Here is a 25039-nt window from a genome sequence, read left to right as displayed (position 1 = left end):
AAAATATTGTCTAAATAGCCGGTTGCGCCACCAACCCATCAATTAATACCTGCGCAGTGCCTTGAGAACAGTGCTCAATCCGCCCTTTCACACCATAGACCTTGGCCAGACTGTGCGGCGTGATGACCTCGTGCGGTAAACCATCAGCAATCAGCGTGCCGTTTTGTAACATCAGCACATGGTCACCATGACGCAAGGCAATATTGATGTCATGCACGACCATCACGGTAATAATATTGCGCTGACGAGTTTGCCTGCGTACCAAATCCATCACATGGAATTGATAATTAAGATCAAGCGCACTCAGCGGTTCATCCAGTAATAGCAAAGATGGCTGGCGAATAAGGGACTGCGCCAAGCCCACTAATTGCTTCTGGCCGCCGGAGAGTTGATCCAGATAACTGAGTGCCAAATGGGCAATGCCCAGTTGTTCCAGCAACGCCAGCACCTCAGCTTCACTGCTGGCGTTGCTGCGCCCACCGCAAGCCCGCTGAGCCACGATAATTGATTCCAAAACATGCAGATGCACCCCCGCGGGTAGTGATTGCGGCAAATACACCACTTTTTCGGCTCGCTGGCTAAATGGCATCTGCATCAAATCATCGCCATCTAGCCACAGCTGCCCTTGAGCACGGTTCAAACCTGCTATGGCGCGTAATAACGTCGATTTACCGCTGCCATTGGGCCCCAGCAATAGGGTGATTTTACCGCGTGGCAGCAATGGCACGGCCAAGTTGTGGATCACCGGGCGCTTCGGGTAACCCGCATTGAAATTTTCAATACGTAAGCCGGAAGTCATACATTCCCCCTATGACGCAAAATGATACTGAGGAAGAATGGCACCCCCACCAGCGAGGTGACAATCCCGACCGGAATGATGACGCCCGGAATCAGGTTTTTCGAGGCAATCGACGCCATCGACAGCACCAGTGCACCAATCAGGGCGCTGGCCGGCAGATAAAAACGGTGGTCTTCACCAAAAATCATGCGCGCAATATGGGGAGCCACTAAGCCAATAAATCCAATGGGGCCGACAAAAGCCACCGCCAATGCTGATAACATACTGATGCGCAACAATGTTCCCAAGCGCAAGCGCCGCACATCAATACCAAAACTTATCGCCCGGTCTTCACCTAAGCGCAGCGCCGTGAGTTTCCACGCACTCATCATCGACCAAGGCAATAGCAGGGCAAACACCGCCAGCATGATGCCCAATTTGCCCCATGAAGCGCGGGCCAAACTGCCCATGGTCCAGAACACCAGACCTTGTAGCGTATCTTCGCTGGCGATGAACTGCATCATTGAGACCAATGCATTGAAAGTAAAGACCAACGCAATACCAAACAGCACAACACCCGCGGTGGCAACCCGCGTCCAACGCGTGATCCCATCAAGCATCAGCGCGGCAAATAGGGCAAAAATAAAGGCATTCACTGAAATAACCCACTGATCTGGCACGCCCGGAATGCCCATTCCTAAGACAATCGCCAGTGCCGCCCCGAATGCCGCAGCGGAAGACACACCAAGGGTAAAAGGACTCGCCAGCGGGTTATTCAGGATGGTTTGCATCTCCGCCCCCGCAAGCCCGAGTGATAAACCAATCACCACCGCCATCAAGGCGTAGGGTAAGCGGATATCCCAGACGATAACCCGAGTACCGGCCGCGGCACTGGCCGGGTCAAGTAATGTCTGCCACAAGGCTGGCAGTGTCAGACCTGATGGCCCGAGGGTGAAATCCAGTAACAAACACCCCAAAATGGCGAATACCAACCCCCCAATGATGAGCAAACGGTGGCGCACGATATTCTTATAACGCCTCATGACAGTCGCATCAGCTTGATAAGATGTTTTTGTCATGGCTTCAGTGGATGCACTCATTTATTTCTACGGCTGAGTATTGATATAACGCTAACAATAAAGCAAACGATAATACTTATCAATAAGATTGCTATAAGTTATTTGATATCAATTTTTGTAACCGCTTATTTTATAATATTATTTAATCAGTATGGTCAATCGAACCCATGATGTTAGGAGGGAAATGGCGGGAAGTCAGCGAAATTATTTGCTTAATATTGTTCAAATAATCACCAGATCATTACCATAAAAAAGGGCGATATGATTATCGCCCTTTGATTACTGCAGCACAGTGTCAGTCAGAAATTAGCACCGTTTTTTTCGCTGTTTGCTCTTCTTGGCTCTCATCACGCCATTTCGGGAATTCCATGTCTTTATACTTGATAACCTTAGTGCCACGGCTCAGCTTATAGCCAAACCAGATAACCAAGAACAATGGAATACCGATATAAGTCGCCGTCACACCATACCAATCAATACGGTCTTGCAGGAATGCCTGATAGTTTTGGCCTAATGTAATGATTAAGCACAGAATAAAGGCAAAAATAGGCCCCAGCGGGAAGAAACCGGACTGATAGGGTAAATCGTTCAAATTGCGGCCTTGCATCATATAGCCCCGACGGAAACGGTAGTGACTGATAGCAATCCCCAACCAGGCAATAAAGCCAGTCATACCGGAGGTATTGAGCAGCCACAAGTAGACAGTTTGGTTACCAAACATAGAGCTTAAGAAGCACAAACCCGCGACCACGGTGGTGGCATACAGCGCATTGCGCGGCACACCGCCCTGAGAAAGTTTGGCAAAAATACGCGGTGCTTTGCCCTCTGATGCCAGAGTAAACAGCATGCGGGTTGAGGCATACATCCCTGAGTTACCGGCTGACAATACCGCCGTCAGAATAACCGCATTCATCACCGCGGCAGCTGACAACAGACCGGCATTCTGGAACACCAAGGTGAATGGGCTAACACTGATATCTTTCACATCATTACGTAACAGACTTGGGTCAGTATACGGAATAATCAGGCTGATAATCAGAATCGCGAAGATATAGAACAGCAGAATACGCCAGAACACCTTGCGCACTGCGCGCGGAATATTCTTGCCCGGATCTTTTGATTCGCCGGCAGCAATACCAATCAGCTCAGTCCCTTGGAAGGAGAAGCCCACAATCATCGCCACCCCAATCATCGCCGAGAAACCACCGGCAAATGGGGCATCGCCGATGGTCCAGTTGTGCCACCCGGCACTCTCGCCGCCTTTCATGATGCCGCTAATCATCATCACACCAACAATGATGAAGATAACAACAGTGGTGACTTTAATCAGAGAGAACCAATATTCCGCCTCACCAAAGCCTTTTACTGATATCCAATTTAGTAAAAACATCAGGGCGAGGAACAAAGCACTCCAGATCCAGCCTGGGGTGTCGGGGAACCAGTAATTCATGACCAATTGCGCGGCCACCAAGTCAACGGCGATAGTTACCGCCCAGTTGTACCAGTAGTTCCAACCCAGAGCAAAGCCGAAGCCCTCCTCCACATATTTTGAGCCGTAAGTCGAAAATGAGCCGGACACCGGCATAAAGGCTGCTAATTCGCCCAAGCTGGTCATCAAGAAATAAACCATCAGGCCAATCAATGCATAGGAGAGCAATGCTCCCCCTGGGCCGGCCTGAGATACCGTCGCCCCTGAGGCCACAAATAGACCGGTACCAATAGAGCCACCGATAGCAATCATGGCTAAATGCCGTGATTTCAGTTCTCGGCGTAAGCGCTGCGCACCCTGCTGCACTGGGATTTTAGTATTTTGCTGAGTCATTATTACCCTAATTCACCCTTAAAAAATAAGGCGGGATTGTAACAAATCCCACCGTCTCGGATAGTAACAATGCGCTGATATAAGATACCTTCATGATAACGGCCCAATTATTAGCAAAAGCTCAATTGTCAGAAAAAACTGACACTCGCGGGCTATTTTGACCGTCATAGCCCTTTTCAGTGGTGGAAAACACTTAGAACCCACGGGCGCATACCGCTAATACACTTTGATAACAACCGCCGATTTAGGACTCTTCTTGACAATAGCTGAGAAAGCGCTGCAACGCATTGGAGATATGTTTTTGCCGATGATGAATCAGATACAACGTCCTGATAAGCGGTGGCAACGCAATATTAAGCTCAGTCAATTCACCGCTGGCCAGTTGGTCGGCAATCACCCGGCGCGACAAACAACTGATGCCCATACCATAGCGCACCGCCCGCTTGATGGCCTCAGAATTCCCCAGTTCCATGACCAATTTAAAATGCGGCAATTTTGCCAGCAATAAGTGATCCAGTACCTCGCGAGTACCCGAACCTCGCTCACGTAAAATCCACTCGGCCTCGGCAAGTTCCTCTAATGTCAGCATTTTATGGCACAATGGATTATCCGGGGCGGCAAACACCACCAGTTCATCGTGCAGCCAGGCTTGTGTCATCAACTCGGGCATATGGCATGGCCCTTCAATCAACCCAAGGTCGCCGCGAAAATCAGCCACCGCTTCAATCACATCCTGAGTGTTACCAATATTCAGCTCCAATGGCGTACCGGGGAAGTCACGGCGGTATTTGGCAATCATACCCGGCAACATATAGTTGCCGATAGTGCTGCTGGCGGCGATGCGCAATGCGCCTAAGTCTTGTAAGAAAAGTTGTTCAATTTCAATCGCCTGTTCAAGCAGCGCGAGTGCTTTGGGATAAAGCAATCGCCCATGTTCATTGGTAACTAAACGCTTACCGACCCTATCAAAAAGTTGTACGCCTAATTGCCCTTCCAAATCCGCCAACGCTGCGCTGACTGCCGATTGTGAAAGCGCGAGCACAACCGATGCCTGGGTCGTAGAACCGCTTTTTAGCACCTCAGTAAAGACTTCAAGTTGACGTAAGGTTATGTGCATAACGGTCTCTGTAGTGAAAAATGGAGGACGCTACCATCACTCCGCTCGTCAGTTGCTGGCTGAGAAGAGCAAACGTTTACCCAAAGTAATTGGAGTTGCAGCTAGCAAGCCCGGCGTATCAACACCGGCCAAAGCCCCAGATGAACCACCACGGTTAACCGCGCTGCAACTTCAAGTAAGAAGGGTATATTAGTCGCTAACGCAATTGCTGACGAAAGGATTATATAGCCTCAATGACCGTATAAGATTAACATCTTTGAGTAAAATCTGGAGGCTATCAGGGATGAATTTAAGCCGTCAGAATGCTATTCATTGGCATTTTTGCGCCGACACAGACGGTAAATAATGGCGGCAATAACACCAATAACCACGTTAAGAATCAGCCAGATAGCCAGCAAGTAACTGAATGTTTGGCGCAATGGAATTCCGCGCTCACTCTTAAATGGGTTAAAATGTGGCAATGGAGCAATATGGAAAGGATTCAAGTTATATAACTTGAAAAAGTAACCCAGCAAATAAGGTGGCACAATCAAATAAATTATTGTGGCTATTATCAAAATCAACCATAGCGATTTTTCAACTTTAACTTTTTTCATATTAATATTCTACGCTACAATCATGATTGATAACTATATTATGATTTATTTCATATAAACACCAATGAGAAATATTCTACCTTAATCATCCTAAAAGGATTTTTTATGATAAAAAACCATGATATACAATGTACTCTTGCTGCTAGCCATATTTATCTCTCCTTAATGCGTATTCAAGAACATTATATTCACAGCATCCACTGGAACACAGATAAAGATGCATTTAACTTATTCTTAATGCATCAATTATGAATAATAAATTTTAATATATATTAATTTCTGGTGCTGCCAGCCGCCAGTCCCCCCCCTTTCGCCACCACTACACCACTGATCAATCAGCATCACCGATGCTTCAGCCCCCTCTTGCTGCCACTTACCACTTATATAGATTGATTATAAATATATAATGAATTTATCTATTATAGCTAAGCTGGGTAAACTGTACGCAATCTTTACAGGACACAGGATATAAACATGGCGACTTCTCATATTAAAACACTCTCTCGACCACAACTACCGGCTCTGTTCCGCTATATTCCGGGTTTGGTATTGACTGGTGTGATAACTGGGTTAGCGCTCACCGTCGGTGACATGCCGTGGTTTATCGACATGGGGCTCGGGGCGCTGACCCTGGCAATTCTATTCGGCATTGTGGTGGGCAACACTTTGTACCCCTGGGTACAACCGGTTTGCGCTGACGGGGTGGTGCTCGCCAAACAACATTTACTGCGCTTGGGCATCATTTTGTATGGCTTCCGGCTCACCTTCCAGCAAGTGGCCGACGTGGGCGCAACCGGGATGATTATTGACCTATTAACCCTCAGCTCAACCTTTATATTGGCCTGCTGGCTGGGGAAACGCGTGTTTGGTCTTGACCAGCAAACCGTGATGTTAATTGGTGCCGGCAGTAGCATTTGTGGGGCGGCGGCCATTATGGCGACCGAGCCGGTGTTGAAAGCCGATGCCAGCAAAGTGGCGGTAGCCGTCGCGACAGTGGTGATTTTCGGAACACTGGCGATTTTTGTCTACCCTTGGTTATATCAGCTAAATCTACATTATCAATGGCTACCATTTAGTCAGGAAACCTTTGGTATCTTTGCCGGCTCGACTATTCATGAAGTGGCACAGGTGGTAGCAGCCGGACATGCCATTGGCCCTGATGCTGAAAATGCGGCTGTCATTACCAAAATGATCCGCGTCATGATGCTGGCCCCATTCTTACTGTTATTGTCGGCTTATTTGGGCCGCAGCAGTGTAAAAAATAGTGGCGAAAAACAGGAAAAAAGTGCCATCACCATCCCATGGTTCGCGGTGATATTTATCTTGATGGCCGGTTTTAACTCATTGAATTTACTGCCAGCAGCTTGGGTTAGCCAACTAATCACATTGGACACCATCTTGCTGGCGATGGCGATGGCAGCACTGGGCTTAACGACTCATGTAGGCTCCATCCGCCAAGCGGGTGTCAAACCTCTGCTGCTGGCGTTGATGCTGTTTGTCTGGTTGCTGGTCGGCGGGACCGGTATCAACTTACTGGTGCAGCATATTGCCGGTTAAGGGCGGGTGGCGACCGGTGTGGTACCCCCGATGGCACGCGCTCTTCCTTTCACATTGTCTGTCAGTAAGGGCCGCCACTGCGGCCCTGTTTTTTTGCTCACAGTTTATCCCATTCAATCATGCCGCCATCAATGCCATAATGAGCGGGTTATCAAAGGAGAATGGAATGAAATTTGTCGGTGCACATGTCAGCGCAGCAGGTGGTGTAGACCAGGCTGTGATTCGGGCGCACGAACTTGAGGCCACCGCCTTTGCCCTGTTTACCAAGAATCAACGGCAATGGCGCGCCGCGCCGTTAGCGGAAGATGTTATTGAAAAATTTAAGCAAGCCTGTGAGCAATACGGCTATACCTCAGCCCAAATTCTGCCCCATGACAGCTATCTGATTAACCTTGGTCACCCGGTTACTGAGGCGCTGGAGAAATCCCGTGAAGCCTTTATCGATGAGCTACAGCGCTGCCAGCAACTGGGGCTGTCATTACTGAACTTCCATCCCGGCAGCCATTTACTGCAAATTGATGAAGATAAGTGTCTGGCGCGCATTGCAGAATCCATCAATATCGCGCTGGACGCCACTGAAGGGGTGACCGCCGTAATTGAAAACACCGCCGGTCAGGGCAGCAATCTTGGTTTTCGGTTTGAACACCTGGCCGCCATTATTGCAGGGGTAGAAGATAAAAGCCGCGTAGGCGTTTGTATTGATACCTGCCATGCTTTTGCCGCTGGCTATGATTTACGCACCGAAGGCGATTGTGACCATACTTTCCGTCAGCTGGGTGAAATCGTCGGCTTCCAGTATTTGCGCGGCATGCATCTTAATGATGCCAAAAGCGAATTTAACAGCCGTGTCGACCGCCATCACAGCCTGGGTGAAGGGAATATCGGCAACACAGTATTTAGCTATATTATGCGCGACCCGCGTTTTGATAATATTCCGCTCATTCTGGAAACCGTCAATCCGGATATCTGGGCCGAAGAAATCGCTTGGCTAAAATCGCAGGCTGAAGTGTAGCCGGGTGATAGTCAGAACCATAAAAAACCGGCACTAAGGCCGGTTTTTTTATGGCTAATAAGCAGTTGCCCCCTGCGTTAAGCGGCTTTCGCCACCACGGCATCCGGGCGTTTGAGCAGCGCGTACAGGCCACCGGCTAACACCGTACCGGCAATAATCGCCACCAGGTACAACAGCACTGGGTGAATCGCCCCAGGGATCAACAGCACAAACAGGCCACCGTGTGGTGCCATCAATTGCGCGCCGAAGGCCATAGATAGGGCACCAGTCAATGCGCCACCGGCAATACAGCAAGGTAACACGCGCATTGGGTCACGGGCCGCAAAGGGAATTGCCCCCTCGGAGATAAAGCACAAGCCCAGTACCAGCGCGGCCTTGCCCCCCTCTTGCTCGCCTTTGTCAAACTTATGACGCGCCAGCAGTGTTGCCAACCCCATCGCCAGCGGTGGCACCATCCCCGCCGCCATAATGGCCGCCATCGGGGCATAAACTGACGAACTCAGCAGCGCGACACCAAAGGCATAAGCCGCTTTGTTCACCGGCCCGCCCATATCGGTACACATCATCGCACCAAGGATAGCCCCCAACAGCACCGCATTGGCGGTACCCATGGATTGCAGCCAGTTAGTCAGGCCAGTCATGATTTTAGCCACCGGCGTACCGACCACATAAATCATCACCAAGCCGACAATCAAGCTCGCCACCAGCGGAATAATCAATATCGGCTTCAGCGCTTCCATACTTTGCGGCAAATGCAGTTTAGTGCTGATAGCTTTGGCGACGTAACCGGCCAGGAAACCGGCAATGATACCGCCGAGGAAGCCCGCACCGGTACTTACCGCTAACATACCGCCAATCAAACCCGGTGTCAGACCCGGACGGTCAGCAATGGAGAAGGCGATAAAACCGGCCAACACCGGCACCATCAGGGCGAATGCCGAACCGCCACCAATTTGCATCAAGGCCGCAGCCAGTGTGCCTTTAACTTCAAATGCTTTGATACCGAAGACGAATGACAGCGCAATACACAAGCCGCCGGCAACCACCATGGGCAACATGTAAGACACACCGGTCAACAGGTGGCGATATGGACCACCGGTTTCTGCTTTTTTCGTGCCGGCGCTGCTGCCCGTTTTCGGCTGATAAACTTCAGCTTCCACCAGCGCTTTGTCCAGCTCCTGCATGGTTTTCTTCAGGGCTAAACCGGTGGTGGTGCGATACATTGGTTTGCCAGCAAACTTATCCAAGTCCACTTCGATGTCAGCCGCCACAATCACTAAATCTGCCGCGGCCACTTCTTCGGGGGTAATCGCGTTGCCAGCGCCCACCGAGCCACGGGTTTCAACTTTCACCCACCAGCCACGTTTTTTCGCTTCACTTTCAATAGCTTCAGCCGCCATAAAGGTGTGAGCCACACCGGTTGGGCAAGCCGTGATTGCCACAATGCGTTTGGGGCCAGTTGCTGACGATGTTGCTGGGCTAGCAGTAACTGCGACTTGATAAGGTTTTGCCTGAGCCATCGCCTGAGCTAAGAAGCCCTCAGGGTCCCGCACCGCTTTTTCCACCTCACCGACATAGACTTTTTTGCCGTTCAGCGCACTGTCAGCTGGAGCTGATTGCCCGGCCACAATCACCAGTTCTGCATCAGCCGCGTTATCAACCCAGCTCAGCCCAGCTTTTGCTGCCGCAGCGCCCAGCATCAGTGACGCAAGGTGGCCTCTGGCCTGCCCGAGCGAACTGTCTATTATTAGTAGCGTTTTCATTTCGCCTCCACAGATCAATTAAAGGGTTTCAGGTCAACTTTCGCCATCATGGCTGCCAACTGCGGGCGATCCGTAATACCCACATTGCTCTGACTGACGGCCAAAGCAGCGACTGCGGTTGCCAGGCGCAGGGTATGCTCACTGGATTCGCGCATTAACAATCCATAAATTAGGCCACCGACCATCGAGTCACCGGCACCTACGGTGCTAACCACGTCACAAGCAGGCGGTTTTGCCAACCAAGCACCAGAGGCATTCACCCACAGTGCCCCCTCAGCGCCGAGCGAAATCACCACATGAGCAATCCCTTGGTCACGCAGGGCGTGCGCGGCTTCCACCACATCCCCCAGTTCAGGGAGTGGGCGACCAGCCCAGATTTCCAGTTCACGACGATTGGGTTTCACTAACCATGGCGAGGCTTTCAGACCCGCCACCAAAGCTTCACGGCTGCTGTCGAAAATAATGCATGGGCATTGGCTGCGCAGGCGCTTCATCCAGTCAGTGAAGTCATCGGGATTGACACCCGCCGGCAAGCTACCGCTGACCGCCACCATGTCGAACTGCCCCAACCAGCTCAATGAATCATTTACAAAACGATCCCAATCCGGTTTGGTGACTTCAAAACCGGAGAAGTTAAAGTCAGTGACTTCGCCATCTTTTTCAGTCAGTTTGACGTTAATGCGCGTACGGCCCGGCACCACCTGAAAACGGTTGGCGATACCCAGTTCGCTGAATAACAGTTGGAAGCCATCTTGGTTATCTTTGCCAAGGAACCCCCCGACCGTGACATCAATCCCTAGGTCTTTCAGCACCTTGGCAACATTGATACCTTTCCCTGCCGCATGCAGACCGGCGGTTTTTACCAAGTTAACTTCACCGCGTTCAATCTCAGGGCAAAAGCCCACCAGATCGTAAGCCGGGTTCAGTGTGATAGTTGCTACTCTTCTGCTCATGCTGCCCCCTCGCCCAAACCGGCGGCGATAGCTTCACCAATCGCATCCAGAGCGGCCTGTGCATCTTCACCGCTGGCGGTAAAGCGCAGCCGATTGCCTTTTTTAACCCCTAAAGCCACAACTTTCATCAGACTACGTCCATTGGCGGGTTTACCGGTGCCGTCCAGATTGGTTACGGTAATTTCACTGGTAAACTGTTTGATTGTATTGACTAAAATCGTCCCTGGGCGCGCATGTAACCCATGTTCGTTACGGATAACAAACTCAGCGCTTAATACTTCGTTTTGCTCACTATACTCACTGGTCAGCAAGGCCAACAAGGCGGCGGCATCAGCGTTCAGCAGCATGTCAGCTTTTTTGGCGAGCAGTAAGTCACTCAGGTAGTTCAGCACACTGAGCGGCTGTTCATCCGCCACCGCGAGTGTCAGCAACAGGGCAACTTTCTCCCCATGATGTTCAAAGGCTGTTGCCGGGCGGCTCACAGTAACGGCACTGACCAAATTGCCTTCGGTGCTGTCACTCAACCAGACACCCTGCCCCAGATTCAGTGGCTCACGGGTAATCACATCACTGACAAAGCGGGCATCAACAGCGCCGATTTGCTGTAAGCGGCCAGCATTGAGTGCTTGCAGTGTGATCAGGTTGTCGGCGGCAACATCAAGTGCAATAAGTGAAGTGTCAAAATGGAATTCAGCGGCTTTTTTCTCGCCCATCAGCAAACTGCGTAATTCTTCAGCTGACGTGGTTTTCGCCAGCTGGGCGGCAACCGCATCATCACTTAACACGTGCGTCAGTTGGCGCAGCAACGCCAGGTGCTCATCAGAGCGGGCGGCGATGCCGATAACAATATAGGCGGTTTGATCCTCACCCCAGGCAATACCTTGTGGAAATTGGAAAACCTGAACTCCCGTGTTCAGCACCAAGTCGCGGGTATCAGTGGTACCATGAGGAATGGCAATACCATTACCCAAATAGGTCGAGGTTTGCTGCTCGCGGGCTAACATCCCATCGACATAACCGGCAGCTACATTGCCCGCTTGGGTCAACGCGGCGGCCACCTGAGTAATAGCTTCGTTTTTGCTGCCTGCCTGTGCAGACAGATGGATATCTTGCGTCGATAACTGGAACATTATGTCTCCTCTCTTGCTGAAATTGAATCGTTTCAGCTTTAATGAGAAAAAGGAGCGTTACCCTTTATCATCTGGTGACGAGATAACGCTGAAACGTTTCAAGGAGTGTGTTTCCGACTAAGAATATATGCAAGTTTTCTGCTTTTATTCTTGATGGATCTTTGACACTCCGCACATTTTTGTCTTGAACCGGTTTCTGTCAACCGTGAAATAGTCCAACTTGCTGACAGTTGCTGATACTCATATTAAAGGAGCCGAAACAATGTCTGTCGTCGTCGGTGTTGGCGTCATTATCGTCAATGAACAAGGTGAAATACTGTTGGGCAAACGTAGCGGTCAGCATGCCCCTTACTGGTCGATTCCTGGTGGTCACATGGAGGCCGGAGAGTCTTTTGAACATGCCGCACAGCGAGAAATATGGGAAGAAACGGGTTTAAATATCAATGAGATGAAAGTTATTGGCTTGTGCAACAACCTAGCGACTTGGCAAGATGAGGGCAAACACACGGTTTCAGTTTGTCTGCTAGCACAACATCCCGGTGGGCAACCTGAGCTGAAAGAGCCGGATAAATGTCAGCAATGGCGGTGGTGTCACCCGCGTGAATTGCCCGAGCCACATTTTGAAGCCAGCCGTCATGCGGTCGATTTATGGCTGACGCAGCAATTTTATTCGCCTTTCCACTAAAAATAGCGCCATTCCAATCCTCACATAACCCGCAAATTAAGCCGGTTGCGCACGAAAGAAAATAGCTGGGGGCGGTGAATTACCGCCCTTTCTCACCCTTTAAGGCGCAGTATCCACTTCCAACTGAATCAAATACACCAGCGCTTCTTCGCGCGTGTGATGACACATCTCCGGCAATGCTTGCAGCTTGGCACAGACCGCCGGGCGAGAGGGGGAATGGAAAATAGCGCAGCGCATATTGTTATCCAGATGCAAACAGCGGGTATTGGCGGGCTTACCGAATGGCATTCCGGGGATCGGGCTGGAAATCGAGGGAGCAATACAGCAGGCACCGCAATCTGAGCGACAGTCCATCAGCAGGCTCCTGTAGGCTGGTGGCATAACAGCGGACAATAGCAACCGCCCCTATTAACTACCAGCACTATTCTTGTTCCACAGCCCAATAACAGACCCGGCACACAATTTGCGCGGTTTGACTTATTATTTTCAGTGCATTTTTTAACCTACAAAATCCTTTTTAGTGCGATATTCAATCATAACCGCACTCAATAACCAGACCAATCACTGACCAAATCTTCTGTATAAGCATATTCATCTGTTTACAGCTTCATCACCAACATGTACCATTAGGCTAGTACACAAGAATTATTAACATCTAATTGATATCCAGCGTCATGGGTGCTAAAGCATGAAAGACGCAGAATATTTGGAGTAACAAATGTCAATGGGCTTAACCCAACCTTTATCACGGCCTTCCGTCCTCGGCGGTGCCATGATTATCGCCGGCACCGCAGTGGGTGCAGGGATGTTCTCAATCCCAATCGTGACGGCGGGGGTGTGGTTCACGGGCTCAGTCATACTGCTTATCTACACCTGGGCTTGCATGCTGATTTCCGGCTTAATGATTCTGGAAGCCAACCTGAACTACCCTAGCGGCGCCAGTTTCCACACCATGGTGCAAGATCTGCTGGGCAAGGTATGGAGCTCAATTAACGGGGTCTCTATCACTTTTGTTCTCTATATTCTGACCTATGCTTATATCTCCGCCGGCGGCTCAATCATTACCCATACTTTGCAAAATACCGTGGGAATTGGCCAAACTGGGGCGGGTTTCATCTTTGCCGTCTTAGTAGCATTCATTGTGTGGTTATCCACCCGCGCAGTAGACCGCTTAAGTACAATATTAATTGGCGGTATGGTTATCACATTTGTTATGTCTGTCGGCAATATGTTTAGCCATGTAGACAGCGCGGTGCTGTTCAATCAGGCCGATACCGATGCCCATTATTTACCTTATGCATTAGCCGCGTTGCCCTACCTGCTCACGTCCTTTGGCTACCACGGTAATGTGCCGGGCCTGGTGAAGTATTATCATAAAGATGGCAAAGCGGTGGTGCGCAGCTTGCTGTATGGCACACTGATAGCCTTGGTCATTTATATCCTGTGGCAGTATGCCATTCAGGGCAATATTGCGCGGGATGCATTCAAACAGGTTATTGCTGATGGCGGCAATATTGGTAGTTTGCTGAAACAGATGGATACCGTCTCTGCCAGCCACGCCACCAGCCAGCTACTCAATGCCTTCTCTTATATGGCATTGGCCAGCTCATTTCTCGGCGTGTCCCTTGGGCTGTTCGATTACATTGCCGATTTCTTTAAATTCACTGATGACCGCGCCGGGCGCACCAAATCAGCATTAGTGACCTTTGTCCCGCCGACAATCGGGGCGCTGTTGTTCCCGAATGGTTTTATCTATGCCATTGGTTTTGCTGGTTTAGCTGCGACAATTTGGGCGGTAATTGTCCCCGCATTGATGGCGCGTGCGAGCCGTAAACGCTTCCCGCAAGCGAATTATCGGGCACCCGGTGGGCAGTTTATGATTGGCTTTATTATCCTGTTTGGCCTGATCAATGCAGTGGCCCATATCGCGGCGCTATTTGGCCTGTTACCGGTATATGCATAAGGCTGATTTTATCGCTAAATCTTACTCCTTTTGGGCTTGCGCGAAACTAGCGGCGCGAGTAACTTGTCGCAACTTATCTTCAATCCTGATTGGCGGTTAATAAATGGCAAGAGCTAACGAAATAAAACGGGGTATGGCGGTCAACCTCAACGGCAAATTACTGCTGGTGAAAGATATTGACGTGCAAAGTCCCAGTGCTCGAGGCGCAAGCACGCTGTATAAAATGCGTTTTTCTGATGTGCGTACTGGGTTAAAAGTTGAAGAGCGTTTTAAAGGCGATGAGATCCTCGACACCATCACCCTAACCCGCCGTAGTGTGAATTTCTCTTACATTGACGGTGACGAATACGTCTTTATGGATGATGAAGATTTCACCCCATACAACTTCAAGAAAGAGCAGATCGAAGAAGAGCTGCTGTTTATTCCTGAAGGGGGCATGCCGGGGATGCAAGTTCTCACCATGGACGGCCAATTGCTGGCTCTCGAATTGCCGCAAACTGTTGATATGGAAATTGTTGAGACTGCGCCAAGCATCAAAGGCGCATCGGCCAGCGCACGTAACAAACCGGCAGTAATGAGTACCGGCTTATCAATTCAGGTGCCTGAATATATCAGCCCGGGCGAGAAAATCCGTATTCATATTGCAGAGCGCCGCTATATGGGCCGCGCTGAATAAGACCCACCATCTTTCGCCTTGCAGCGCTGTTGGCTGCGCTGACTCACCCGAATCACTTACTGATGTAAGCTCATTGGGGTGAGTTCGGCTTGCTGCCTTCCTGCATCATGAAATCTATTGGATATACAGACACAAAGGGCCGATTTCTCGGCCCTTTTGCTTTTTCATCCGAAAACACACCGGCGGTTTGCCAGATAGCGGGTTACTTCAGTTCTGGGAAGAATGCTCGCTTCAGCGCCAATTCAACACCACGAACTTCTGCCAACCCTTTCAGGCGACCAATAGCGGAATAGCCCGGATTGGTTTTCTTATGCAAATCATCCAGCATTTGGTGACCATGATCAGGACGCATCGGAATCGGACGCAAATCACCCGCCGCCTGACGACGCTGCTCTTCCGTTAAAATGGCTTTAACTACCGAGTACATGTCGACATCACCCTGCAAATGCCCGCCTTCATGGAAGGTTTTTGGGTTGCCTTCGCGGCAAGTCGACCGTAAATGTGTAAAGTGAATGCGATCACCAAAGGTTTCGATCATCTTCACCAGGTCATTATCCGCTCGTACGCCATAAGAGCCGGTGCACATAGTAAAACCGTTATAAATGCTATCAACAGTCTCTTTCAGCCACTGCATATCTTCAATCGTGGAAACAATACGCGGTAAGCCAAGAATTGGACGCGGTGGATCATCTGGATGCACTGCCATTCGCAAGCCAACCTGCTCTGCAACTGGGATGATGGCGCGCAGAAAATATGCCATATTTTCACGCAGTTGCGCTTTATCGATACCATCATACTCAGCTAAACGCGCGCGGAATTGATCCAGTGTATAGCCCTCTTCGGCCCCCGGCAAACCGGCAATAATATTACCCGTCAGCTTGGCGATATCCGCCTCAGACATTGCATCGAAATAGTTCGCCGCCTGCGCCAACTCTTCAGTCGTATAATCCTTCTCAGCCCCCGGGCGTTTGAGGATATGCAACTCAAAAGCGGCAAAAGCGATTTGGTCAAAACGCAGTGCTTTGGAACCATCTGGCAATTGATATTCCAGATCTGTACGTGTCCAGTCCAATATCGGCATGAAGTTATAACACACGGTATCAATGCCACATTCGGCAATATTACGCAGCGTTTGCTGATAATTTTCAATATGTTGCTGATAGTTACCACTGTGAGTTTTGATTTCTTCATGAATCGGTACGCTTTCCACCACCGACCACACCAACCCTTTTGCTGCCAATTCAGCTTGGCGCTGTTTGATTTCACTCACCGGCCAAACTTGACCATTTGGGATATGATGCAATGCAGTCACTACTCCGGTTGCACCCGCTTGGCGGATATCATCTAGCGACACCGGATCATTTGGGCCATACCAACGCCATGTTTGTTCCATTTATTTTTACCTTCTACGTAAACAGTTCAGATGCATACAATTTTGCTATGTCGACTAAAGCAGATAATTCAATCTGATGTTTTTATACCAATAATGTTGTTATACCGATTTCCAAGAGGTATCACTCAGCTTTATCCTTACTCTTTAAGCGCTGCGTGTCAAAAAGCAAAACCTCATTGGTTGATCCACTTCACGAATATAACCAATATTGGACTTACCAATTTTATTTTCTGTCATATGGCTTTACACTGCAAGCCGATATTGTATCGCAGCGGATAAAAGAAAACGGTCAGTATGGTGTGGCTTTTTTCCTACAGAAGCCAAACGAAACTGGTCTAACAACTTTTTCTGCCACCTTTTACCGCCATCCCCTTTGTCACATCCATGGGATGAATGATCTTGGAGCTACGTATGAATACTATTGCCAATAGCCGCCTTCCCGACACCGTACAGCAGCCGACTTATGATAGAACCGCACTGAAAAGCCGCATTGTTCACCTCGGTTTTGGTGCATTTCACCGCGCGCACCAAGCTCTACTCACTGATCGGGTGTTAAATAAGCAAGGAGGAGACTGGGGTATTTGCGAAGTCAGCTTGTTTGGTGCTGATGTTTTGATCCAAAATTTACGCCAGCAAGACCATCTCTTCACGGTGTTGGAAAAAGGTGCGCAAAGTAATCAAGCCATTGTGGTTGGGTCGGTCAACGAGTCTGTTCACGCCCGCTTAGATGGCATCATGCAAGTGCTAGAGAAATTGGCCGAACCGCAAGTGGCAATCGTGTCGCTGACCATTACAGAGAAAGGTTACTGCATCGAACCGGGCACTGGGCAATTAGATCGGCAAAATGAGTTTGTACTCGCCGATCTGGCTATCCCTGAGGCCCCAACTTCTGCTCCCGGCGTTCTGGTCGAAGCCCTACGCTTGCGCCGCCTGCGCGGGCTGCCACCTTTTACTGTCCTTTCATGCGATAACATTCCGGAAAACGGCCATGTAGTAAAAAATGCCGTACTCGGCTTAGCAACAGCTCGCGACCCAGAGTTGGCAAACTGGATAGAAAAAAATGTCACTTTCCCTAATACCATGGTCGATCGCATCGTGCCCGCGGCAACACCAGAAACATTGCAGGAAATCACCGATACACTGGGGGTTGCCGACCCTTGCGGTATTGCCTGTGAGCCTTTCATTCAATGGGTTGTCGAAGATAAGTTTGTAGCTGGCCGCCCTGACTGGCAAGTCGCTGGAGTGCAGTTAGTCGATGACGTATTGCCATTTGAAGAGATGAAATTGCGCATGTTAAATGGCAGCCATTCCTATCTCTCTTACTTAGGTTATCTGGCGGGTTATCAGCATATTAATGACTGTATGGCCGACAATAATTATCGAGTGTCGGCTCGTCGTCTAATGATGGATGAACAAGCGCCAACACTGCGTGTTACCGGTATTGATCTGAATGCTTATGCTGACCAGCTGATTGAGCGTTACAGCAATCCATCGTTAAAACACCGCACCTGGCAAATCGCGATGGACGGCAGCCAAAAATTACCACAGCGGATGCTTGATTCAGTGCGTTGGCATTTACAAAACGGTGGGCCATATCGCTGCCTGGCACTGGGTATCGCCGGTTGGATGCGTTATGTCGGTGGCGTGGATGACAACGGGCAACCCATTGATATCCGTGATCCAATGGTTGATAGCTTTAAACAATGTGTCGAAAGTAGTGAGGACGGCTCTGCCAGAGTTCAGAGCCTGCTGTCGCTGAAATCATTGTTTGGTGAATCCTTACCGCAACACACTGAATTTGTTCAGGCGGTGACAGAAGCTTACCTCAGCCTGCAACAGTTTGGTGCGAAAGAAAGTGTGAAACGCCTGGCACAGCAAGATTAATTTAGCCAACTTATCGGATGAGCCTCAATAATGAGGCTCATTAATTCCAACTAGGTCAGTGAACGCAGCCCTCTACGGCTTCAAGGGCAAAGGGTAAATTACTCTTCGAGTTGATACGGCGCAGACTCAAACAAATAACCATCAAAATCAGGATGGTCTGCATCAGAAATCTCGAGCAATTTTATTTTTACATTTTCTAGATGCTGCCACATAGCTTGCTTGGCGGCCTTACTATCTCGGCGCAACACCGCTTGCAGGATTTTTTGATGGTCTTCCATCCATTGCCAACGGTAACTAAAATCAAGGGTATGGCTGTGTGCCCCTTGCCACATAGCGCTAGTTTTTCTGGCCTGCCACGCCTCGGCCACCATATTCGCCAGTACACTGTTTTGTGTCGATTGAGCCAATAAACAGTGAAATAGTTCATCCGCACTTTCATCCACCGCACCTGCATCTAATGCCGTTTTTTCCTGCTCGATGGCCTGGCGCATTTTGATGATGTCCGCCTTAGTGGCTTGCATCGCAGCAAAAGCAGCAACTTCGCTTTCCAATAATTGGCGGGCTTGCAGCAGTTCAAATGGGCCATAGCCGCTGTCAGTCGCCACAGTGGACTCCCCATTTTCTGGCCTATCGGGGACATTAACCACATAGACGCCAGAACCTTTACGCACTTCCACTAATTTTTCCAACTCCAGCATGATCAGTGCTTCACGTACCACACTGCGGCTAACGCTGAAATTTTCGGCAATATCACGTTCAGGTGGTAAACGGTCACCCAAATTATATTGCCCACTGACAATGGCTTCGCGCAGTTGACTGCCGACTTCCTGATATAACCGCATAACCTTATTTCCTGCATCAGGTATTGGCAGTGAAAATACCAAATTGGCCTGACCAAATGGTGTCTGAATAACAGCCAGTATATCATGTGGTCAAACAATTTCATTGCAGTCCAACAATTTCATTGCAGCATAAAACATCAGACGAACTAACACGGCTTATCAATGTGATAAGCCGTGTTTATAAAGAATCATTAATTTAGTTTGCAATATTAGAGGTAAGTGACAGTTAATATTCCTAAATTACGCTGCGGATTCAGCCATTCCAGGCGTGAAGACGCTAAATTGCTGGGTAACCGAGAAGCCAGCGGCATATTACGTGAGAGGGTTTGTCGTTGAGTGAGTGTTTCACCATTGCGGTAACAGCGTGTGGTAATCGTTTGGTCCGCAATTGAGGTATCACATGGGCTGTCTACAATAGCTCCGGAAAATGTAATTGTTCCGGTTACAGACAGGGTAGATTGCGCACTACTTGCAGCAAAAGATATTGTCCATGAAAACATTATGGCTAAGACAATTAGTACCCGATAGTTGCTCATAATCACCTCGACTCTCATATCAGTCATTTTAAATGATAGAGGATTCCAGCCAGAGCGATGGGAATGACAGAGCATTTTTTATTGCTTGCTCGGTCTATAACTCACTAAGATTCCTCGTAGAAGTGAATTATATTGCTTAGCTTTGTAATGCAATTAGGCGAGGTTCCTAATACGCCTAGGAAATAGTCTGCCTTTTAGCCTTTTTCGTTTAATAATAAGCTTGGCTGGTGTTATATCCTCTCCTGATAATATCGGCACGACTGAGCCTTTTCTTGAGAGGTTATTGAAAATAAATTTATGGTTGGAGATCTCTGATGACAAAAACGAACCTAATTACCGGCTTTTTAGGGTGTGGCAAGACCACCACAATTCGTCATTTACTGTCACAAAAACCTGAAAATGAGAAATGGGCCGTTCTGGTCAATGAATTCGGTGAGATAGGTATTGATGGCGCACTATTAGCAGACAGTGGTGCAGTATTAAAAGAAATACCCGGTGGCTGCATGTGTTGTGTTAACGGGCTTCCCATGCAAGTCGGCTTGAATATGCTGCTACAACAAGCAAAACCGGACAGATTACTGATTGAGCCAACCGGGTTAGGCCACCCCAAACAGATTCTCTCCTTATTAACGTCAGATAGTTACCTACCTTGGATCTCTCTGCATGCCACTCTAAGCCTGCTAGATGCCCGTCAACTAAGTGATCCCCGTTATACCGGAAATGAAAACTTCCGCGACCAATTAGCCGCAGCCGATATCCTGGTCGCGAATAAACAAGATACCTATAGCACAACAGATTACGCGGTATTAAAACAGTGGCATACACAACAAGCCGTATCTCGCCCACTCTATTATACGGAGCAAGGGAAGATTGATATTACTTTGCTGGATATGGCGCACAGTAATAATGATGAATTACCCGATGGTGAGCACCATCACCACTCAACACGACCAAAAGGGCTGGCGGCATTAAGTCTCAAAGGTGCAGAACCTTGGCGTCGCGCTGTTAATCAAGGTCAAGGTTATCTGAGTTGTGGTTGGGTATTTAATGCCGACACTGTATTTGACACCGTGCCATTATTGGAATGGGTACGATTAAATCCAGTAGAGCGAATAAAGGGGGTAATGCGTATTGCTGAAGGAACCCTCGTCATTAACCGACAAGGGAGTGATTTAAAAATTGAAACTCGCCAAATTCCCCCGCTGGATAGCCGCATTGAGCTTATTAGCACAATGGCCCCTGACTGGAATGCACTCCAGCATGAATTACTCAGGATTCGGCTGCATAATGGAGTATAATGCGCTCCAATTTATTGGTAACCCATTAATACACTGACAATTTTTAGAATATAGGCTAGCGCATGACCCGCCGTAATTTACCAACAGTATTACTGCTTAATTTGCTTGGAATCGCCCTGTTCTTCTCTTGGTATATCCCGGCAAACCACGGATTTTGGTTTAAAATAGATTCAGCAATATTCTTCTATTTTAACCAACACCTGCTGTCCAGCCCGTCATTCCTGCATTTAGTGGCCATCACTAACAATCGGGCTTTCGATGTTATTTCCCTGATTTGCATGGGGCTGCTTTATTTGTCCTGTTATATAAGAGAAACCCCCGCAGGTCGCCGCCGCCTAATTGTCATGGGCTTTGTCATGCTGTTAACCGCAGTCATCCTCAATCAATTAGGCCATTTGATACCGGTTTCCCGTCCCAGTCCGACACTGGTTTTTGAAAATATTAATCGCGTCAGTGAATTAACCGGGATTCCGACTAAAGATGCCTCCAGCGACAGTTTCCCCGGCGACCATGGCATGGTGTTGATCATTTTCGCCTGCTTTATGTTGCGCTATTTTTCTCGCGGCGCTTTTGCTATTGCCTTGCTGATCGTCGTCGTCTTCTCAATGCCGCGAATAATGATTGGTGCACATTGGTTTACTGATATTGTGGTCGGCTCACTGTCAGTCGTTTTGGTAGGGATAAGCTGGATATTGCTGACACCGCTCAGTGATAAAATCATTGATGCCATTAATCGGAACCTACCAGGTTCAAAAAAACATTAACCCGCCAACGGCGTTATGCTGGAGCTCAAAAGAGCGATTTTTTTGCTCCAGCCACCATTTATGCTTTCACTTATTTATTGTCACTAAACGGCTAAAAATTCAGCTATCTGCTTTTAATATATAACATTACATTATGTTACATTAACATTTTGTAAAATTATGGGTATAAAAGCTCTCGCCTTTTATTAATCATTGCGGTAATCTCAAAAACGTTTGCGTTCCGATAACGGCATTTCACTACTGTCCTAATGAATATTGTGCGTTCCTGCACATTTATTTGGTTAAGTGATTGTCTCATCAGACCACAATCAATAATCTCGATTCGTTTGGTATTTTTGGTAGCGACATCCGTCGTAAGGACAGCAAGGGAAAACAACAACAATGGTCAAGTCTCAACCTATTATGAGATATATTCTGCGGGTCATTCCTGCGGTTGCAGCAGCGGTAATGTTATCAGCGTGTAGTTCACCACAGACTTCGAACTTACATAATTCGCAAACTGAGATGCGTGCAGTTAATGACAAAGATGGGCTTTTACTGCAAGCCTCTCAGGATGAATTCGAAGCGATGGTGCGCAACGTTGACGTCAAATCGAAAATTTTAGAACAGTATGCAGGGTGGAAAGGGGTTCGTTATCGCCTAGGCGGTAGTAGTAAACGCGGTATTGATTGCTCTGCGTTCGTACAAACGACTTTCCGTGAACAATTTGGTATGGATTTGCCACGCTCAACCTCTGAGCAGCAGGATCTTGGCAAGAAAATCCAGCGAACTAAATTGCGCCCCGGTGATTTAGTGCTGTTCCGAGCAGGTTCGACAGGCCGCCATGTTGGTATCTATTTAGGAAACGATAAGTTTGTACATGCGTCGACCAGTGTCGGTGTGACAATATCGAGCCTAAATGAAGATTATTGGAATAAGCGTTATCGTGATGGGCGGCGAGTCCTGAGTAGTGGTTCGCGCAGCTAGCTGATTTTATTCCTGTTGTCCGAGATACCAAACGAAACTATGAAACGCTGCCACGGCAGCGTTTTTTATTGCTGGAATCCCCTCCCCGTCATCCATTTCTGCTCACTGTGTAGGAAACGTCCTTTTTTACAGGAAATAGCAGAAATCAAGAATTTTCTGTGTAAAATGCGCTGCGCTAAACCAAGAGTTTTCTGGCACTAAGGTATAATAACCAACGATTATCCTTTCAAGAATTAAGTAGACTGTGTTACTAAGCTGAAAATTTATTTTATGGATATGTATTTCTAAAATACATCACTACAAATGCAGATTCACTGGCACCACATATTTGATGCATTTATATGGCATCTTTGCTCTATATTCGATGAAAATTCAAATCGATAAGCTTATTAATGTCAATAATACTCCCTAGCAAATCGGTAGCGCTGTGCTACTAACTTACTTATACTCATAAACACTTTACCGATCATGCTGAGGAGCGGCGTAACATGGGTTCAAACAGTGCGTTCTCCCGCAATACTTTATCCAGACGCCATCTTGTTAAAAAAAGTGTCATCCTCGCACTCTGTTTCTTTATTTGTTTTGTTGTTATTACTTTGTCATTACTTTATCGCAGCAGTGAACGTAAATTAACAGCGCAAAGTGATCATATTATTTCCTATTCATCCCACTTTCTTAGTGAGCTAACAACAACTATGTCTCAGCTTATTCCGCTGAGTGCAAAAAATTGTGAACAGGCCAGCCCTGCCCTGCACTATCGGGCGGCATTTACCAATGGTGTTCGGGCTTTCTTATTAGTGCGGGATGATATGACTTATTGCTCTTCAGCCACGGGTGAAATGGCTACGCCTGTCAGTGCGTTATATCCCAAAATTGATGTATCCCAGCCTTTGGATTTTAAAATTCAGCAAGGTACACCAATGATGCCAAACAAACCCGCAATTGGTGTCTGGTTACGCGAAGCCGGTCGCGGTAATACTGGCGTATTAGCAACATTGGAACTCAACTTACAGCCCTATTTATTACTGAATTATTCGAGCAATCAAGTTAACGGTTTAGCCATCATTATTGATCAGTTGGCAGTGACCACCTTTGACTCTAAAGTCATGCCAATCAGCCAATTACCGACACGTGATGCCCGTGAGGTCCAATTACCCGGTTATCCGATTAAGATATTGATTTATCATACCAACCTCACTGCGGATGATATTCGCATGACCTTATTAGGAGGATTGTTACTTGCGGGCTTAGTTGGTATTTTGGCTTATTATATTTTAATTGCCAGCCAAAGTGCGGAAGCAGAAATTTTACGCGGTATCCGGCGTGGTGAGTTCTTTGTTGAATACCAACCAGCATTCACTTCAGGTGACCGAAAAATATCGGGGTTGGAAGCGCTTATCCGCTGGCAACATCCAATTGAGGGGCGTATTTCTCCAGACATTTTTATTCCTTATGCGGAAGCTCAACATCTGATCCAACCGCTGACCCGGCATTTATTTGAATTAATCATTAAGGACAGTGAATTAATGGCTGACCATGTTCCTCCAGGAATTAAATTGGCCTTTAATATTTCCCCTGTTCATCTCATTGATGATAACTTCCGTAAAGATGTCACTCAGATGTTGCAGAAATTAAATACTGATGTGTTCTCCCCAGTATTCGAGATTACTGAGCGGGGTATGGTTGAAGAGGAATTGGCAATCAAGCAATTTGCTTGGCTACGTTCACAAGGGGTACAAATCGCTGTTGATGATTTTGGCACCGGGCATAGCGCGCTGATTTATTTAGAACGTTTCACATTAGATTATATTAAAATTGATCGCGCCTTTATCAGCACCATCGGCATTAATACTGTTACAGCTCCGGTATTAGATGCAGTATTAATGTTGGCGAGCAAGCTCAATATTGAAACCGTCGCTGAAGGCGTAGAAACCGAGCAGCAACTCCAATATTTGGCCCAGCACGGTGTTAACTTCTTGCAAGGCTATCTACTCAGTAAGCCGCTGTCCGTTGAAGGTTTAGTCAAGTTTTGTCATGAAAAAACTTCGTAACAAAAACTAATTGGCTTAATGTTTGCTTTACCCCTGCAAACTGGTAATTTCACTTAAGATTATTACTATACAATAAATAATTCGAGTTGTAGGAAGGCGGCGGCAGATTTGAACGCGGCTTGCAGCAGCCTCGCACCGGCGAGGCTTATGGATGGGTCGAGTCGTGAAAGCAGC

The 25039-nt window shown here is 48.1% G+C and carries 22 protein-coding genes; 10 read left to right on the top strand and 12 right to left on the bottom strand.

Translation table 11 applies throughout. The features are described 5' to 3' along the window. Positions 1 to 10 precede the first annotated feature (10 nt). The 5 genes from D5F51_RS05665 to D5F51_RS05645 form a co-directional block, all read right to left on the bottom strand. Positions 11 to 799, bottom strand: a complete 789-nt coding sequence (locus tag D5F51_RS05665) for an ABC transporter ATP-binding protein (RefSeq protein WP_025378843.1) — start codon at positions 797 to 799, stop codon at positions 11 to 13. Continuing rightward, entirely contained in the window at positions 796 to 1878 is a 1083-nt protein-coding gene (locus D5F51_RS05660; protein ID WP_129195845.1) for a FecCD family ABC transporter permease, read from the bottom strand. The genes D5F51_RS05665 and D5F51_RS05660 overlap by 4 nt, the downstream gene beginning before the upstream one ends. 274 nt (positions 1879 to 2152) lie before the next feature. Beyond that, entirely contained in the window at positions 2153 to 3679 is a 1527-nt protein-coding gene (locus tag D5F51_RS05655; RefSeq protein WP_129195844.1) for an amino acid permease, read from the bottom strand. 244 nt (positions 3680 to 3923) lie between these two features. Continuing rightward, the gene (gene yieE, locus D5F51_RS05650) at positions 3924 to 4796 is read right to left on the bottom strand and encodes a DNA-binding transcriptional regulator YeiE (protein ID WP_129195843.1); all 873 of its coding nucleotides are present in this window, start codon (positions 4794 to 4796) and stop codon (positions 3924 to 3926) included. A 305-nt stretch (positions 4797 to 5101) separates the two neighbouring features. Next, positions 5102 to 5392 carry a hypothetical protein gene (locus tag D5F51_RS05645; protein ID WP_025378847.1) on the bottom strand — a complete coding sequence of 97 codons (291 nt, stop codon included), beginning with the start codon at positions 5390 to 5392 and terminating at the stop codon, positions 5102 to 5104. A 474-nt stretch (positions 5393 to 5866) separates the two neighbouring features. Here D5F51_RS05645 and D5F51_RS05640 point away from each other — a divergent pair, with 474 nt between their 5' ends. Continuing rightward, on the top strand, positions 5867 to 6949 hold the full coding sequence (locus tag D5F51_RS05640) for a YeiH family protein (protein WP_087768498.1): 1083 nt from the start codon (positions 5867 to 5869) through the stop codon (positions 6947 to 6949). Positions 6950 to 7115: 166 nt separating this feature from the next. Beyond that, entirely contained in the window at positions 7116 to 7961 is an 846-nt protein-coding gene (nfo, locus tag D5F51_RS05635; RefSeq protein WP_129195842.1) for a deoxyribonuclease IV, read from the top strand. Positions 7962 to 8038: 77 nt separating this feature from the next. Here nfo and fruA read toward each other — a convergent pair whose 3' ends face one another. Genes fruA through fruB form a run of 3 tightly spaced genes read right to left on the bottom strand, consistent with a single transcriptional unit; the run spans position 8039 to position 11807 of the window. Next, positions 8039 to 9724, bottom strand: coding sequence for a PTS fructose transporter subunit IIBC (gene fruA, locus D5F51_RS05630; RefSeq protein WP_129195841.1), 1686 nt, complete (start codon positions 9722 to 9724; stop codon positions 8039 to 8041). A 14-nt stretch (positions 9725 to 9738) separates the two neighbouring features. Continuing rightward, positions 9739 to 10677 (bottom strand): 1-phosphofructokinase, encoded by a 939-nt coding sequence (fruK, locus tag D5F51_RS05625; protein ID WP_013650126.1) that lies wholly within the window; start codon positions 10675 to 10677, stop codon positions 9739 to 9741. Next, positions 10674 to 11807 (bottom strand): fused PTS fructose transporter subunit IIA/HPr protein, encoded by a 1134-nt coding sequence (gene fruB / locus D5F51_RS05620; RefSeq protein WP_129195840.1) that lies wholly within the window; start codon positions 11805 to 11807, stop codon positions 10674 to 10676. The genes fruK and fruB overlap by 4 nt, the downstream gene beginning before the upstream one ends. 262 nt (positions 11808 to 12069) lie before the next feature. On the opposite strand from fruB, the gene D5F51_RS05615 reads away from it, so the two are divergent. Beyond that, positions 12070 to 12492 (top strand): nucleotide triphosphate diphosphatase NUDT15, encoded by a 423-nt coding sequence (locus D5F51_RS05615; RefSeq protein WP_025378852.1) that lies wholly within the window; start codon positions 12070 to 12072, stop codon positions 12490 to 12492. 99 nt (positions 12493 to 12591) lie between these two features. Here D5F51_RS05615 and D5F51_RS05610 read toward each other — a convergent pair whose 3' ends face one another. After that, the gene (locus D5F51_RS05610; RefSeq protein WP_129195839.1) at positions 12592 to 12846 is read right to left on the bottom strand and encodes a YkgJ family cysteine cluster protein; all 255 of its coding nucleotides are present in this window, start codon (positions 12844 to 12846) and stop codon (positions 12592 to 12594) included. 364 nt (positions 12847 to 13210) lie between these two features. Here D5F51_RS05610 and mtr point away from each other — a divergent pair, with 364 nt between their 5' ends. Together mtr and yeiP are read left to right on the top strand one after the other, a co-directional pair. Next, a complete protein-coding gene (gene mtr / locus D5F51_RS05605; protein WP_025378854.1) occupies positions 13211 to 14455 on the top strand; it encodes a tryptophan permease in 1245 nt (414 codons plus the stop codon). A 103-nt stretch (positions 14456 to 14558) separates the two neighbouring features. Next, positions 14559 to 15131: an elongation factor P-like protein YeiP gene (yeiP, locus tag D5F51_RS05600; RefSeq protein WP_025378855.1), complete on the top strand. Its 573-nt coding sequence runs from the start codon at positions 14559 to 14561 to the stop codon at positions 15129 to 15131. Between the two features lie 202 nt (positions 15132 to 15333). Here yeiP and uxuA read toward each other — a convergent pair whose 3' ends face one another. After that, a complete protein-coding gene (uxuA, locus tag D5F51_RS05595; RefSeq protein ID WP_129195838.1) occupies positions 15334 to 16524 on the bottom strand; it encodes a mannonate dehydratase in 1191 nt (396 codons plus the stop codon). 411 nt (positions 16525 to 16935) lie between these two features. On the opposite strand from uxuA, the gene D5F51_RS05585 reads away from it, so the two are divergent. Further along, on the top strand, positions 16936 to 18408 hold the full coding sequence (locus D5F51_RS05585) for a mannitol dehydrogenase family protein (RefSeq protein WP_025378857.1): 1473 nt from the start codon (positions 16936 to 16938) through the stop codon (positions 18406 to 18408). A 98-nt stretch (positions 18409 to 18506) separates the two neighbouring features. Here D5F51_RS05585 and D5F51_RS05580 read toward each other — a convergent pair whose 3' ends face one another. Continuing rightward, positions 18507 to 19250, bottom strand: a complete 744-nt coding sequence (locus D5F51_RS05580) for a GntR family transcriptional regulator (protein WP_025378858.1) — start codon at positions 19248 to 19250, stop codon at positions 18507 to 18509. 209 nt (positions 19251 to 19459) lie between these two features. Then, positions 19460 to 19786 (bottom strand): type 1 fimbrial protein, encoded by a 327-nt coding sequence (locus D5F51_RS22910; protein ID WP_087768716.1) that lies wholly within the window; start codon positions 19784 to 19786, stop codon positions 19460 to 19462. Between the two features lie 314 nt (positions 19787 to 20100). Between D5F51_RS22910 and D5F51_RS05570 the strand changes: the two genes are divergently transcribed. From D5F51_RS05570 to D5F51_RS05550, 4 genes are all read left to right on the top strand, one after another. Beyond that, a complete protein-coding gene (locus D5F51_RS05570; RefSeq protein ID WP_129195837.1) occupies positions 20101 to 21084 on the top strand; it encodes a CobW family GTP-binding protein in 984 nt (327 codons plus the stop codon). Between the two features lie 62 nt (positions 21085 to 21146). After that, on the top strand, positions 21147 to 21848 hold the full coding sequence (locus D5F51_RS05565; RefSeq protein WP_025378860.1) for a phosphatase PAP2 family protein: 702 nt from the start codon (positions 21147 to 21149) through the stop codon (positions 21846 to 21848). A gap of 381 nt (positions 21849 to 22229) precedes the next feature. Next, on the top strand, positions 22230 to 22814 hold the full coding sequence (gene mepS, locus D5F51_RS05560; RefSeq protein WP_025378861.1) for a bifunctional murein DD-endopeptidase/murein LD-carboxypeptidase: 585 nt from the start codon (positions 22230 to 22232) through the stop codon (positions 22812 to 22814). A gap of 488 nt (positions 22815 to 23302) precedes the next feature. Next, positions 23303 to 24865: a cyclic di-GMP phosphodiesterase gene (locus tag D5F51_RS05550; protein WP_129195836.1), complete on the top strand. Its 1563-nt coding sequence runs from the start codon at positions 23303 to 23305 to the stop codon at positions 24863 to 24865. Positions 24866 to 25039: the final 174 nt, after the last annotated feature.

Origin of the sequence: Yersinia hibernica (genome assembly GCF_004124235.1) — a bacterium.
Lineage (GTDB): Bacteria > Pseudomonadota > Gammaproteobacteria > Enterobacterales > Enterobacteriaceae > Yersinia > Yersinia hibernica.
The sequence above is the reverse complement of the archived record's forward strand: the minus strand, read 5'-3'. Positions and strand labels throughout refer to the sequence as shown.

Coding starts and splice junctions, on each gene's coding strand:
- yeiP (WP_025378855.1), top strand. CDS start 14,559: ATGGCAAGAGCTAACGAAATAAAACGGGGTATGGCGGTCAACCTCAAC.
- D5F51_RS05660 (WP_129195845.1), bottom strand. CDS start 1,878: ATGAGTGCATCCACTGAAGCCATGACAAAAACATCTTATCAAGCTGAT.
- fruB (WP_129195840.1), bottom strand. CDS start 11,807: ATGTTCCAGTTATCGACGCAAGATATCCATCTGTCTGCACAGGCAGGC.
- D5F51_RS05570 (WP_129195837.1), top strand. CDS start 20,101: ATGACAAAAACGAACCTAATTACCGGCTTTTTAGGGTGTGGCAAGACC.
- mepS (WP_025378861.1), top strand. CDS start 22,230: ATGGTCAAGTCTCAACCTATTATGAGATATATTCTGCGGGTCATTCCT.
- D5F51_RS05585 (WP_025378857.1), top strand. CDS start 16,936: ATGAATACTATTGCCAATAGCCGCCTTCCCGACACCGTACAGCAGCCG.
- D5F51_RS05655 (WP_129195844.1), bottom strand. CDS start 3,679: ATGACTCAGCAAAATACTAAAATCCCAGTGCAGCAGGGTGCGCAGCGC.
- fruA (WP_129195841.1), bottom strand. CDS start 9,724: ATGAAAACGCTACTAATAATAGACAGTTCGCTCGGGCAGGCCAGAGGC.
- fruK (WP_013650126.1), bottom strand. CDS start 10,677: ATGAGCAGAAGAGTAGCAACTATCACACTGAACCCGGCTTACGATCTG.
- uxuA (WP_129195838.1), bottom strand. CDS start 16,524: ATGGAACAAACATGGCGTTGGTATGGCCCAAATGATCCGGTGTCGCTA.
- yieE (WP_129195843.1), bottom strand. CDS start 4,796: ATGCACATAACCTTACGTCAACTTGAAGTCTTTACTGAGGTGCTAAAA.
- D5F51_RS22910 (WP_087768716.1), bottom strand. CDS start 19,786: ATGAGCAACTATCGGGTACTAATTGTCTTAGCCATAATGTTTTCATGG.
- D5F51_RS05615 (WP_025378852.1), top strand. CDS start 12,070: ATGTCTGTCGTCGTCGGTGTTGGCGTCATTATCGTCAATGAACAAGGT.
- D5F51_RS05580 (WP_025378858.1), bottom strand. CDS start 19,250: ATGCGGTTATATCAGGAAGTCGGCAGTCAACTGCGCGAAGCCATTGTC.
- D5F51_RS05565 (WP_025378860.1), top strand. CDS start 21,147: ATGACCCGCCGTAATTTACCAACAGTATTACTGCTTAATTTGCTTGGA.
- D5F51_RS05640 (WP_087768498.1), top strand. CDS start 5,867: ATGGCGACTTCTCATATTAAAACACTCTCTCGACCACAACTACCGGCT.
- D5F51_RS05550 (WP_129195836.1), top strand. CDS start 23,303: ATGGGTTCAAACAGTGCGTTCTCCCGCAATACTTTATCCAGACGCCAT.
- mtr (WP_025378854.1), top strand. CDS start 13,211: ATGTCAATGGGCTTAACCCAACCTTTATCACGGCCTTCCGTCCTCGGC.
- D5F51_RS05665 (WP_025378843.1), bottom strand. CDS start 799: ATGACTTCCGGCTTACGTATTGAAAATTTCAATGCGGGTTACCCGAAG.
- nfo (WP_129195842.1), top strand. CDS start 7,116: ATGAAATTTGTCGGTGCACATGTCAGCGCAGCAGGTGGTGTAGACCAG.
- D5F51_RS05610 (WP_129195839.1), bottom strand. CDS start 12,846: ATGGACTGTCGCTCAGATTGCGGTGCCTGCTGTATTGCTCCCTCGATT.
- D5F51_RS05645 (WP_025378847.1), bottom strand. CDS start 5,392: ATGAAAAAAGTTAAAGTTGAAAAATCGCTATGGTTGATTTTGATAATA.